Origin of the sequence: Aquimarina celericrescens (assembly GCF_042682765.1) — a bacterium.
Taxonomy (GTDB): domain Bacteria; phylum Bacteroidota; class Bacteroidia; order Flavobacteriales; family Flavobacteriaceae; genus Aquimarina; species Aquimarina celericrescens.
Map to the genome: position 1 here is coordinate 246,356 of NZ_JBHUHY010000017.1, position 13,919 is coordinate 260,274.

At 33.7% G+C, this 13,919-nt stretch carries 11 protein-coding genes; all 11 read right to left on the bottom strand.

Features of this window, described 5'->3' with window-relative positions; translation table 11 throughout:
- Positions 1-280: 280 nt before the first annotated feature.
- The 11 genes from ACFSJT_RS17785 to thrS all read right to left on the bottom strand — a co-directional run bounded on the left by ACFSJT_RS17785 (position 281) and on the right by thrS (position 13,268).
- The gene (locus tag ACFSJT_RS17785; RefSeq protein ID WP_378321686.1) at positions 281-1,552 is read right to left on the bottom strand and encodes an adenylosuccinate synthase; all 1,272 of its coding nucleotides are present in this window, start codon (positions 1,550-1,552) and stop codon (positions 281-283) included.
- A complete protein-coding gene (locus ACFSJT_RS17790) occupies positions 1,552-2,019 on the bottom strand; it encodes a Fur family transcriptional regulator (protein ID WP_378321687.1) in 468 nt (155 codons plus the stop codon). Before ACFSJT_RS17790 ends, ACFSJT_RS17785 begins: the two co-directional genes overlap by 1 nt.
- 30 nt (positions 2,020-2,049) lie before the next feature.
- Complete coding sequence (locus tag ACFSJT_RS17795; RefSeq protein ID WP_378321688.1) at positions 2,050-4,254, bottom strand: RelA/SpoT family protein; 2,205 nt, start codon at positions 4,252-4,254, stop codon at positions 2,050-2,052.
- A 181-nt stretch (positions 4,255-4,435) separates the two neighbouring features.
- Positions 4,436-5,668: a M48 family metallopeptidase gene (locus tag ACFSJT_RS17800; protein ID WP_378321689.1), complete on the bottom strand. Its 1,233-nt coding sequence runs from the start codon at positions 5,666-5,668 to the stop codon at positions 4,436-4,438.
- 99 nt (positions 5,669-5,767) lie between these two features.
- The gene (locus ACFSJT_RS17805; protein ID WP_378321690.1) at positions 5,768-6,574 is read right to left on the bottom strand and encodes a TrmH family RNA methyltransferase; all 807 of its coding nucleotides are present in this window, start codon (positions 6,572-6,574) and stop codon (positions 5,768-5,770) included.
- Between the two features lie 43 nt (positions 6,575-6,617).
- Positions 6,618-9,407, bottom strand: coding sequence for a sensor histidine kinase (locus ACFSJT_RS17810; protein ID WP_378321691.1), 2,790 nt, complete (start codon positions 9,405-9,407; stop codon positions 6,618-6,620).
- Positions 9,408-9,413: 6 nt separating this feature from the next.
- Positions 9,414-9,818, bottom strand: a complete 405-nt coding sequence (locus tag ACFSJT_RS17815) for a hypothetical protein (protein WP_378321692.1) — start codon at positions 9,816-9,818, stop codon at positions 9,414-9,416.
- Positions 9,819-9,991: 173 nt separating this feature from the next.
- The gene (gene rplT, locus ACFSJT_RS17820) at positions 9,992-10,336 is read right to left on the bottom strand and encodes a 50S ribosomal protein L20 (protein ID WP_073320319.1); all 345 of its coding nucleotides are present in this window, start codon (positions 10,334-10,336) and stop codon (positions 9,992-9,994) included.
- A gap of 126 nt (positions 10,337-10,462) precedes the next feature.
- Positions 10,463-10,660 carry a 50S ribosomal protein L35 gene (gene rpmI, locus ACFSJT_RS17825; protein ID WP_378187178.1) on the bottom strand — a complete coding sequence of 66 codons (198 nt, stop codon included), beginning with the start codon at positions 10,658-10,660 and terminating at the stop codon, positions 10,463-10,465.
- 71 nt (positions 10,661-10,731) lie between these two features.
- On the bottom strand, positions 10,732-11,241 hold the full coding sequence (infC, locus tag ACFSJT_RS17830; protein ID WP_378321701.1) for a translation initiation factor IF-3: 510 nt from the start codon (positions 11,239-11,241) through the stop codon (positions 10,732-10,734).
- A gap of 80 nt (positions 11,242-11,321) precedes the next feature.
- Complete coding sequence (gene thrS / locus ACFSJT_RS17835) at positions 11,322-13,268, bottom strand: threonine--tRNA ligase (RefSeq protein ID WP_378321693.1); 1,947 nt, start codon at positions 13,266-13,268, stop codon at positions 11,322-11,324.
- Positions 13,269-13,919 lie beyond the last annotated feature (651 nt).

The window sequence follows — 13,919 nt, forward strand, 5'->3', positions numbered from 1 at the left end:
AGCCTTTGTCTACATAAATACTTAAAGAAGACTTCAATGTTGCGCCGCTATACTAATCTTAAAGACTTGCTTAACTATAGAATTGTAGTTGGAAGATAGTATTGTAGTTTTCCACTAATTAAAATATGGCCAAAAAAGGTCTAAAAAGTATATTCTAGAACTATCTGTATCATTAAGCAGAGTCAACATGTATTGACAATCATAAATGATGATCTCTCGACTCTGCTCGAGATGACAGAAAAGTCAACTTTTTTTCTTCTTTTGATTTTCTACTATTGAGCTATCTGTGGATCGTTTGTTTTCTATCGGGTCCGACGGACACTATAGTAATTGGAGTTTCGAGTTCTTTTTCCAGAAAAGCAATATACTCGTTTAGTGCTTTAGGAAGTTGAGAAGCATCTGTCATTTTTGTTAGATCTTCAGACCAACCTTTCATCTCTGTATAAATAGGAGTGACATTCTCTGGTTCGATATTATAAGGTAAGTGAGTAATGGTTTTACCTTTATATTTATACGCAGTACAAACTTTAAGAGATGTAAAGCCGCTTAATACGTCACCTTTCATCATCATTAATTTGGTAACACCATTAATGTGTACAGCATATTTTAAGGCAACGAGGTCTAACCAACCGCATCTTCTTGGTCTACCAGTTGTAGCTCCAAATTCATGACCTACTTTGGCCATTGTTTCTCCATCATTATCAAATAATTCTGTTGGGAACGGCCCACTACCAACGCGGGTAGTATATGCTTTAAAAATTCCGAAAACATCTTTTATTTTGTTAGGGGCTATTCCTAAACCTGTACATGCTCCAGCAGCAGTAGTGTTTGATGAGGTTACAAATGGATATGTTCCAAAATCTATATCTAAAAGTGATCCTTGAGCGCCCTCAGCCAAAATGGTTTTTCCATCTTTTTGCGCTTGGTACAAGTATTCTTCACTATCAATAAAAGTAAGTGTTTTTAGTGTTTTAACTGCTTCAAAAAATTCACCCTCTAGTTCTTGAAGATCGTATTCGATTTTTGAATCGTAGAAATCAATCATCGCTTCATGTTTATTTGCCAAGGCACGATAACGTTTTTTCCAATCACTTAGCTCCAGGTCACCAACGCGAATACCATTTCTACCGGTTTTATCCATATAAGTAGGACCAATTCCTTTAAGCGTAGAACCTATTTTTGCTTTTCCTTTGGATGCTTCAGAAGCTGCATCAAGAATCCTGTGCGTTGGAAGAATAAGATGGGCTTTTCTGGAGATCAATAGCTTTGATTTATAATCCAAATTAAACTTATTCAGGTTATCTAATTCTTTTTTGAAGATTACGGGGTCAATAACAACGCCATTTCCGACCAAATTAATGGCTTTATCATGAAAAATACCGCTAGGGATGGTATGTAATACATGTTTAATACCGTCAAATTCTAAAGTATGCCCTGCATTTGGCCCTCCTTGAAATCGAGCAATGATATCATAATCTTTTGTAAGAACGTCTACAATTTTTCCTTTACCCTCGTCTCCCCATTGAAGACCAAGTAATAAGTTTACCGCCATTATTTGTCTTGATTAGTTGATTTTTTTTTGGTTCCGTAGAAATACAATGAATGATTGGTAATATCAACATCAAAAATTTCTTCGATTGTTTTTTTTATGGATTGAATTCTAGGATCACAGAATTCGAGTACATCACCTGTATCGGTAAGAATAAGATGATCATGTTGTCTATCAAAATAAGATTTTTCGTATTGTGCTTGATTTTGCCCAAATTGATGTTTTCTTACCAACTTACATTCTAACAAAAGCTCAATGGTATTGTATAGGGTAGCACGACTCACTCTATAGTTTTTATTTTTCATTTTGATATAAAGAGATTCTATATCAAAATGCTCATCGCTTTCGTAAATTTCCTGTAGTATAGCGTATCTTTCGGGTGTTTTTCGATGACCATTTTCTTCTAAGAAGCTGGTAAATACATTCTTAACGATAACTTGATCGTTTTGTGTAGTTGCTTTAGTACTCATACGTTTAAAAACGCAAAGTTACATTATTTTTTATTCTCTAACTACTTTATCGATACCACTTATTTTCGAAAGATTTTTCATGACCGTTTTCAGGGTATTTTTATTTTTAACACCCACAGTTATTTTACCGGTAAAAACTCCATCATTGGTATCAAAATTCATATTATAAATGGCAAGGTGCATATTGTTTGAGATTATTTGCGTTACCTCATTTACAACACCAATATTATCAATACCATTTAATTTAATTACGGCTTTAAACTCTTCTTGGCTAGAGTCTATCCATTTGGCAGGCATGATTCTGTAAGCATAATTACTTTGTAATTGAAGTGCATTGGGACAATTACTCTTATGAACTTTTATGCCTTCGTTTACAGTAATGAAACCAAAAACATCATCGCCGGGAATAGGATTACAGCAGTTCGATAATTTATATTCCAGCTTCTCCATCTCTTTACCAAAAACAAGAAGATCGTATTTTTCTGTAATTTCTTCTTTGTTTACATCTTTTACGTTTCCTCTACGAATTCTATTTTTAATAAAATTCATAAAGACATTGCTCCTTGTGGTGGCGAATTCTTTTATTTTCTGATTATCGATAGTCCCAATACCCACTCTGTAGAATAAGTCCAAACTGGTTTTAAGCTTAAAGTACAGAACCAGTTCGTTGATTACTTTTTCGCTTAGTGTTATTTTTTGAGAACGTAGTTTACGTTTAAGAATTACCTTACCATCTTCGGCAATTTGTTTCTTTTCGTCGCGTAATGCAGATTTTATCCTAGATCTGGCTCTAGCCGTAGTTGCGTAATCAAGCCAGCTCGATGAAGGTTTTGATTTGGTAGAAGTAATGATTTCTACCTGATCTCCACTTTTAAGTTCGTGACTTAGCGGAACCAGCTTACCATTCACTCTCGCACCACGGGTTTTCAAACCAATTTCTGTGTGTACACTAAAACCAAAATCCAGTGCTGTGGCACCTTTTGGTAATGACTTTAAATCTCCCTCTGGTGTAAAAACAAATATTTCTTTGGCGTATAGGTTTAATTTGAATTCCTCTACAAAGTCTACAGCGTTAGCTTCAGAATTTTCAAGCGCCTCTTGCAACCTATTCAGCCAGCCATCTAATCCCTGGTCCTGTTTTTCTTCTGTGTTTTTATACTTATAATGGGCAGCATACCCTTTCTCGGCGATTTCGTGCATGCGTTCACTGCGAATTTGCACCTCTACCCAACGACTATCCGGACCGATTACAGTAATGTGTAAGGCTTCGTAGCCTGTTGATTTTGGTTGTGAGATCCAATCTCTTAGTCTAATGGGGTTGGGGCGATAATAATCGGTAACTACAGTGTATATTTTCCAGGCGATGAACTTTTCATTTTCAAAATCAGACTTGTATATGATTCGAATGGCAAATTTGTCATATACCTCGTCAAATGATACATTTTGTTTTACCATTTTACGACGTATTGAAAAAATGGATTTAGGTCTTCCTTTTATTTCATAATTCAAGCCTTCCTTATCAAGCCCCTCTCGTATTTTATCGGAAAATCTTTTAATATAGGCATCTTGTTCTTCTTTGCTCTCCTTTATTTTTTCGAGAATATCCCTGTATACTTCAGGTTCAGTATATTTTAATCCCAGATCTTCCAACTCTGTTTTAATATTGTACAAGCCTATCCTGTGTGCCAATGGGGCATATATATAAAGAGTTTCGGAAGCAATTTTTACTTGTTTATCGGGACGCATTGCATCCATCGTCTGCATGTTATGTAAACGATCGGCAATCTTAATGATGATAACACGCACATCATCATTAAGCGTGAGCAGCATTTTTCTAAAATTTTCTGCTTGTAGCGAGATATCTCTATCCTTTTTTAAAGAAGATATTTTGGTAAGACCATCAACAATTCGAGCAACAGTTTCTCCAAACATCTGTTCTATATCCACCAAAGTGTACTCGGTATCTTCAACTACGTCATGAAGTAGCGCTGCGGCTATTGAAGTTGCATCCAGACCGATTTCACTGGCAACAATCTTGGCAACGGCAATAGGGTGGAAGATATAGGCTTCTCCACTTTTACGTCGTTGATCTTTATGAGCATCTACAGCAATATCAAAAGCTTGACGTATAAGACTTTTGTCCTCTTTAGAAAGATTTCTATAACTAATACGAAGCAATTCTTTGTATTGCTTAGCAATTTTTTTGTTTTCTTCGTTTATAGCAGCTTCTGTCATAACATGAAGTTTTCTATGAAAGCCCTATTCGTATTTGTGTGCAATTTTTCTCCCCCCTTAATGATAATTGGACAAAAATTGTGCCTTAAATTAAATATAGCTATAAATTAAGATAACATGCCCAATAATTATTAAAAGTACAATTAAGAATTGTAATGACCAAGTACTTGAGTAGTGGATTTTAGTCCTTCAGATTTTTTATTCTCTGTAATAAAGTAGGATGTGAATAGTGTATAAATACCATTGCAGGGTGTGGGGTAAGATTACTAAAGTTGTTTTTGGAAAGCTTCTTTAAACTATTTATCAAAGCTTCACTATTATAAGTGTTCTTTGCATAATTATCTGCCTGATATTCGAAGGCTCTGGAAACAACATTCATAATTAATCCCGTAATCTCTGAAATTGGACTATATAAAATTCCGAAGGTAATTAGGCCAATATGGAAAGAAGGAATTTCTACTCCAAGAGCTTCTGATAGAAGGGGATTGGCAATAAAAAGAGATAAAAACCATAAAGTTAGTCCGGTTAGGGCTATCGATAAAAATAAATTAACGATAACATGTCTTTTTTTGTAGTGCCCTACTTCATGCGCAAGAACGGCTACAATTTCTTCATTGTTAAGATCTTTAATCAATGTATCATAAAGTGTAATTCTTTTTTCGCTTCCAAAACCAGAGAAATAAGCATTCGCTTTTGTACTTCTTTTGGAACCATCTATTACAAAAATATCTTTCAATTGAAACCCCACCTTTTTTGAATACGCTTCAATGGTGTCTCTAAGTTCACCAGGCTCTAGCGGAGTTTGTTTATTAAAAACAGGGACTATTAGCTTAGCATAAAACATATTCATTGCTATTGTGAATATGGATACTAAACCCAGAGCATACATCCAAAATGACTCACCAGTTAGTTCGTAAAACCATATAATTAATGCTAGAAGACCACCACCAACAATGATCATCATAATGATACTTTTTATCTTATCAATAAAGAAGGTTTTTACCGACATTTTATTAAAACCAAATTTCTCTTCGATTACAAAAATTTTATAGTACGCGGCAGGAGTAGAGAGAATATCGCTCCCAATCATAATGATTCCAAAAAAAATGAGACCAACAAGTATCGAATTATTTGAAAAACTTCTGGCAATAGCATCCACGACGGCAAAACCGTCAAAGAAGAAAAACAGGAGCATTATCAAAAGAGAGATGCTTGAAGAGACTAACTTAAATTTATAATTGGCCTTTTTGTATTCAATAGATTTTTTGTATTCATCTTCTGGATAAACATCAGAAAGCTCCTCAGGAATTTTGTCGTCATAATGTCGCGCATTAAGGACATCTAATAGAGAATCTATTACAAATACAATAACGATAATGGTAATTAGTAAATAAAATAGGGAAGTTGGGGTCATTAGTCTTAGGCAATTAGTATTTTAAGCATTTTAGATTTGTGGGAAGTCGAAAGGTAATGATTTTTTAATCTATTTACCATATAATTCGTCATCTTTTACTCAATTAAAACCACGTTGGCGCTTTGCTTCAAAAATTAAAATTCCAGCAGCAACAGAAACATTCATAGAGTCTATTATACCATTCATCGGGATTTTTATATTTTGAGTAGTATGGCTTAAAAAGTCTTCACTTAGACCGGTAGCCTCTGTGCCAACAACAATAGCTGTAGGTTTAGTATAATCTTGTGTGTGATAGTTTACAGAGGCTTGTAATGCTGCTCCGTAAATATTTATATTTTGATGACGTAAGAAATTGATAATATCCAAAGAGGATCCTGTAGCGATATTATTTGTAAACAAACATCCAATACTGGAACGTATAATGTTTGGATTATAGATATCAGTTTTTGGATTAGCAATAAAAACGGCATCCAATTGGGCCGCATCAGCTGTACGCAATAAGGCTCCAATATTACCTGGCTTTTCTGGAGCTTCGGCTACAAGAATTAAAGGTATTTTGGAAGATAATTTGAAATTTTTGATATCTAGATCCTTTAAAATGGCTGTTGCTAAAATTCCTTCTGTAGTTTCTCGATAAGCAAGTTTTTGGTAGATTTCAGGAGTGATTTCAAAAAGCTCAACAGGTTCTGGGTGATGATTAATGAGTATAGAAACTTCTTCAAATGAGAGAATAGATGAGCAATAGTATACTTGTTTGAGTATGTAACCTCCTCTAATCGCCAAAGAAATTTCACGCTGTCCTTCGATAATAAAAAGTTTTTCTTTTTTTCGAATTCTTGATTTTTCTTTAAGTTGATTAAGAAGCTTAATTTTAGGATTTTGAAAGCTATGTATTTGGTTTTGCATAGTGACAAATATAAGAATAGACAACAGCAAATACTTTCTTTTTTTAAGTATTTAGGGAGTTTAATTCTTCTATAGATTCTTTAACTCCTTCAAGTATTTTAGGATAAGAAACCTCTAATTTTTGAAATAAATCCCCAATTTCTGTAAATACAACTTCATGTTTTGAAGCATGTTCAATTTTTTGTAAGACCAAAGCTTCATTTTCTAATCCAATGGTTTTAAAACTGGATTTGAGCTTATGAGCCATTTCTTTTGTTGTGATGAAGTCTTGATCTTTTATAGCTAATTTTAGTTTATCATAATCTTTCGGGGTATCTTCCATAAATATTTGAAGAACACTCTCAATAATTTCAATATCACCGTCAAAAGTTTTCTTTAGAAAAGATAAATCATATCCTTTTTTCTTTTTTGGTTTTACAGAAATGGAGTTTTTGGTTGTGTTAAATATATTATTATGATGAACGTGGTTTAGCTTATTTTTTGTTACCAAACCTAACAAAACTTCTTCTAAAGCTTTTTCGCTTATAGGTTTTGTTAAATAAAAATCCATCCCCGATTCGATTGCTTTTTTCTTTGATTCTGGAAAAACATCAGCAGAACAAGCCACAATTGGTATCTGACTTATTTTTGGATTAGTAGATTTTCGTATGTGTGCTGCTGTTTCAGGTCCATCCATAACAGGCATATGCATATCCATAAGGATTAGATCATATGTAGAATTTGTGAGATTTTCTATAGCAACTTTCCCGTTTTCGGCGATAGCTGTATCAATACTCCAAGTAGAAAGTAATTGTTTTATAAAGAATTGATTCATTTTATTATCCTCAACCACCAAAACTTTCATTCCGGATAGGTTTTTATTGGTTTGATTGGTGTTGGATTTGGCTTCTTGATGTTCTGTAGTGGATTTAAAAGTGCTCTTTTCGTACTTAATTGAAAATTCAAAAATAGAGCCAACACCTGGTTCGCTTTTCGCTTTAAGCATTCCCCCCTGCAATTCTATAAGTTGCTTAGAAATTGAGAGCCCGAGCCCTGTACCTTCTATTTTATTTTTTCCAGGTTTATGTATTTGATAAAAGCTTTCAAAAATTGTGTTCAATTTATCTTTAGGTATTCCAACTCCTGTATCTTTTACAGAAAAATTTATAGTAATATGTTTTTCTTCTACACTCTCAGGTTTTACATCTATTATGATTTGTCCCTGATGTGTAAATTTTATTGCGTTGCCTAATAGATTTATCAGAATTTGATTTAATCGCAGTTGATCACCAATAATAAATTTCGGAATCGATGGATCGACAATCATTTGGTAATGCAGTCCTTTTTCGTTTGCTTTAATTTTAAAACCTTGAGATATATTGCTGATTAATTCTTGAAGATTGAAGTCGGTATCATGAAGTGTAAGCTTTCCGGCCTCAATTTTAGAAAAATCTAGAATATCATTGATTAGAACTAATAAATTTTCAGCAGAAAACTGAATCCCATCAAGATTTTCTTTATCTACATGTAAGTTACTAAAATCACTTTTTTGTAAAATACTTGTGAGTCCTAAAATAACGTTTAGAGGGGTTCTTATTTCATGACTCATATTAGATAAGAAAACAGATTTTGCTTTTGCAGATTTTTCTGCCGATACTTTAGCTTCTCTAATTTCATTATCAATGATTTTCTTATTAGTGATATCTCTGAAAAATGCGTTAAATAAGTAATCATCTTTTGTTTCAATAGCAATAATAGTGAGCTCTACGTATACTGCGGTTCCATTTTTTCTATGTACAGAGGTTTCTACCCGTTTGTTGATTAGCTCATCATTACCGGTTTGTAAATAATTATTGAAACTATTTTGTAATTGTTTTCTAAGTTTACCAGGGATTAGAGAATAAATACTTTCTCCTATGGTCTCTTCTTTTTTTAATTCTAGGATATTCTCGGCTTGTTTGTTCCAATTCAATACCACTCCTTTGCTATTCACCAAAATGATACCATCCATAGCTGTTTCCAGAATTGTAGTGTTAAGATGCTCACTGTACTTTAAATTCTCTTCGACTTTTTTTCTCTCAATAATTTCTTCGGTTAACCTTTCATTTATTTCTTCAAGACTGTAAAGTTGCTTCTGAAGCATCTTAAGCATTTGTTGCTTACTAGGGAAATTAATTAGGTCTTTGGCCAGAATTTCTTCGGGAATAACATTTAGAGTTGCAGTAAAAGAATCTAGGAGATGGTAAGATTGAAAGTGTTTTTTATAAATAAGTAAATAGATATTTGTAATTGCATTAATCCCTAGACTGTTTTTGATCCTAATAAAAATCTCATTAGAAAACTCCAGCAATGTTTTTCTTTCCTTTATTAGGTCGATGGTCTCAAAATTATAATCAGTATCCAGATACTCTTTTATTTGTATAATTTTTTGCTCGTTGAACGTTCCTACAAGCTCAGACGATTTTTTTAATACTTCTGAAAGAAAGACTTTACATAAAGTTACTTCTTGCTCTTTAAGAGGTTCGAATATTAGTTTGAAATTTTTGTATTTAAATAAAGAGCTATACTTTTTAAGTATTTTGTTTCTAATTACTTTTACGTTTTTACGATTACTAGTATTTGCTTCTATATATTCTTCAAGAGATAAATATATTTCTGGAAGAGACTCAAGTTTCTTAGGAAATGAAAATTCTTTAAAAGCCTTAATTTTTATTCCTAAACTACTGGCATTATTGAATGCTTCGATTTCTCTCCATAAAAAGTCAATAAGATCAATAATTTCTTGCTCTTCTTGATTCTTTGGGGGATCGATTGTTTTTTGATGAAGTACTGTTTTAAACCACTTGAGGATCATCTAGTGTCATATTTTACTGGCCTGATATATTTTGTAAAAACCTAGTGCAGATAGGCCCCATGTAAGAATCAAAGCGATAAACCATATATAGTTACCTAATGTGTTTCCAAATATATTTTTAAATATGTTATAGTCAAAAATATGTGCGATTTGCATATGAAGATGCCCCAGTGCTATAACTACGAATCCCCAAGCTAATAGTGTCATGCCTGATCCAAATTTCCCGCCTTTTAGTCTTGTAGCTGTAAGAAAACTAAATATGAGGACAATGGCAAGAAAGGGGATTTCTAAAAGACCAAAAATTTGTTCAGCACCTAAAGTGAGAGCAAAATGATCACTATGGCCCTGTGCAAAGGATGTTTGACTCATGAATAGTAATCCCAATATAAGTAAAATGTAGTGTTTCCTCATAGGAGTATTTCGGTTAAAAGTAAGTAAAAAATGCGGCTTTATTGTGTTTTTAACGGATTAAATACTTTTTTTATCGATAAAATGTATTTTTAAAGAATCCGATGTAAAAAAAATCCCGCTCTCTTGAGCGGGATTTTTTATATAAGTGAGATCGTATTATTTTATTAAAAAGATTACTTAACTTTTTCTACAATAGCTTTGAAAGCTTCAGGGTTATTCATTGCTAAATCGGCAAGAACCTTACGGTTTAATTCGATGTTATTTGCTTTTACTTTACCCATGAATTGAGAATAAGACATACCGTGTAATCGAGCACCCGCGTTAATACGAGTGATCCACAAAGCACGAAAAGTTCTCTTTTTGTTTCTACGGTCTCTGTACGAGTATTGCATCGCTTTATCAACCGCATTTTTTGCTACTGTCCAAACGTTTTTACGACGTCCGAAGTAACCTTTTGCTTGCTTAAGAACTTTTTTTCTTCTAGCTCTTTTTGCAACAGAATTTACTGATCTTGGCATAATTTTAAATTTTTTAGTAGTAGGCGGTCGGTAATCGACTCTTCATGTGTTTATAGTTTCATAATCTTGAAATTATAATAGCCTAACTCCTGGGTTTATAATAATTTTAACCTTATTAAAAAGTGATTACTTTAAACGTAATTGCTCTTTAATACTATTTTCATCGCTTTTGTGCACTAATGTTGTGTGCGTCAAAGCAAGCTTACGCTTTTTAGATTTTTTTGTCAAAATGTGACTCTTAAAAGCGTGCTTTCTTTTGATTTTACCAGTACCGGTAAGCTTAAAACGCTTTTTAGCACTGGATTTTGTTTTCATTTTAGGCATTGTATCCTTGTTTTTATAATCTCACTTATTATTGTAATACCTCTCTTGATATAGGAGAGGTTATAATCTTCTTATTTTTTAGGAGCGATAAACATAATCATACGCTTCCCTTCAAGTTTTGGCATTTGCTCTACTTTTCCATATTCTTCTAGTTCCTGAGCTAATCTAAGAAGCAAGATTTGACCTTGATCCTTATATATTATAGAACGCCCCTTGAAAAATACGTAAGCTTTCAATTTGGCACCCTCACTCAAGAACTTGATAGCATGCTTTTTCTTGAATTCATAGTCATGTTCATCGGTGTTGGGCCCGAATCTTATTTCTTTGATTATGACTTTTGTGGCCTTTGATTTTAAGGCTTTGTCTCTTTTTTTCTGTTCATAAAGGAATTTCTTATAATCCATTACCTTACAAACAGGCGGTACTGCTTTAGGTGAAATTTCAACAAGGTCTAACCCTTGTTCTTCAGCAATTTCTAATGCTTTACGAGTAGGATAAACACCTACTTCTACATTATCACCTACTAGACGCACTTCATCAACTCGAATTTTATTGTTAATCCTGTGTGCATCTTCTTTGATAATTCGTGCTGGTTTTTGAGACCTTCTTCTTCTTATTGCTATGACTTGTAAATTTAAATTAAACTTAATTCTATTTATTATTATCCGTTAAACGGTTTAAGAGTCTTATTAATTTCTTCATTTATAATTTCAGAAAATTTTTCAATCGATATGGCACCTAAATCTTCACCTCCATGCTTGCGAACAGATATTGTATTATCTTTTTCTTCTTGCTCTCCTACAATTATAATGTAGGGATATTTATTCATTTCTGCTTCCCTGATCTTTTTACCAATCGTTTCATTTCTATGATCTGCAAGGGCGCGAATTTCGTCATTTTCTAACAAATTTAAAACTTTTTCGGCGTATTTTTCATATTTCTCACTAATAGATAGAACAATAGCTTGCTCTGGCATCAACCATAATGGGAAATTACCCCCGGTATGCTCTAACAATATTGCAATAAATCTTTCCATACTTCCAAAAGGTGCCCTGTGAATCATCACCGGTCTGTGTAATTCATTATCACTTCCTTTGTAAGTAAGTTCAAAACGTTCTGGTAAATTGTAATCTACTTGTATGGTTCCTAATTGCCAGCTTCTGCCTAAGGCATCTTTTACCATAAAATCAAGCTTTGGGCCATAAAAAGCAGCTTCGCCGGTTTCTACTGTATAGTTTAATCCTTTTTCCTTCGTAGCATTTAAAATAGCATTTTCTGCTTTTCGCCAATTTTCATCACTACCAATATACTTATCTGGATTTTCAGGATCACGTAATGATACTTGTGCAGTAAAATTTTCAAAACCTAAAGATCCAAAAACATAAAGTACCAGATCAATTACTTTTTTAAACTCATTATCTAATTGATCAGGGGTGCAAAATATGTGTGCATCATCCTGTGTGAAGCCTCTTACGCGAGTCAATCCGTGCAACTCTCCGCTTTGTTCATATCTGTATACAGTACCAAATTCGGCAAATCGTTTGGGCAAATCTCTGTACGACCATGGTTCACTATTATATATCTCACAATGATGAGGGCAGTTCATAGGTTTTAACAAAAACTCTTCACCTTCTGCCGGAGTATGAATGGGTTGAAAACTATCTTCTCCATACTTGGCGTAATGGCCAGAAGTCACATAAAGTTCCTTTTGTCCAATATGAGGGGAAGCGACCATTTCATATCCTGCTTTTTTCTGAGCTTTTTTCAGAAATTGTTCTAAACGCTCGCGCAAAGCAGCACCTTTAGGTAGCCAAAGAGGTAATCCCTGGCCAACTTTTTGAGAAAAAGTAAAAAGTCCAAGTTCTTTGCCAAGCTTTCTGTGATCCCGTTTCTTAGCTTCTTCCAGAAGTTCTAAATATTCTTTTAATTCTTTTTGCTTCGGAAAAGAAGTTCCATAAACGCGAGTAAGCTGTTTATTGTTTTCATCACCACGCCAGTACGCTCCGGCAACACTCATGATTTTTACTGCTTTTATGATTCCTGTATTAGGAATATGTCCTCCACGGCATAAATCAGTAAAAGTGTCGTGATCACAAAATGTGATGGTTCCATCCTCAAGATTTTCAATCAGTTCTATTTTGTACTCATTACCTTCTTCTTTGTATTTAGATAATGCATCAGCTTTAGAGACTGATCTCATTTTAAATTCATGTTTTCCTCTAGCGATTTCAAGCATTTTGTCTTCAATAGCCTTAAAATCCTTTTCAGAGATAGTCTGGTCTCCAAGGTCAACATCATAATAGAACCCATTTTCAATAGCTGGTCCGATTGATAATTTTACACCAGGATAAAGCTGTTCCAAGGCTTGGGCCAAAACATGAGAGGTCGAATGTCTGAACGCTGTCTTACCTTCATCATCCTTCCAGGTGAATAAAACAAGATTGCCATCGGTGGTTAATTCGGTAGAGGTTTCGATAGTTGTACCATTAAACTTTGCAGAAATTACATTCCTTGCAAAACCTTCACTAATATCTTTGGCAACATCCATAGCGGTAACACCGCTATTATATTCTCTAACCGAGCCATCAGGCAACGTAATCTTGATCATCTTTTTCTAATTAAAGGGGCAAAGATAATACGATAATAAAATCCATACAATATATAGTAGATAAATAAATCATTTAAATTGATATGTGTTACTGTTAAGCTTCATTCGGGGGGATTCGGGATACCTAACGTATCCCGACCGCGCTTTACATTATATCTTTTTTTAATTGTATATGTAGCTTATTGAAGTAAAAGATTTTAAAAAAAGGATGCCATTTCAATCGCTATCCCACTTTTTTCATCCTGTAATTCATGTATTCTTAGGGCCTTACAAAAAGGTTCAAAAAAAGTTACCAAAAGATGTTGTAGATTAGAAAAAGGGGTGTATGTTTGCACCCGCAAAACGGGATTTAGTTTTGCTTTGTTCATTTAGGTTTTTGTGTTTGTTTAGGGCGGATTTTTTTTTCAAATTATTTTAAAAAAGTTTTGGTAGTTAGAGAAGGGGTTGTATATTTGCACCCGCTTTGAGATTCAAGCGAAGTTCACAGGTATAAATTATATTGGATTAGGGTTAATTTTTTTAGCTTTTCGGGGTTCGATTCCCTGTGTAATTACGGTAGTAGATTGGCTATTGATAGTGGTTTAATTTACGATACAAGTTCATTGATATATTGATTGACAGCGCGTATTAGATACTTTTATTAGTATTTAT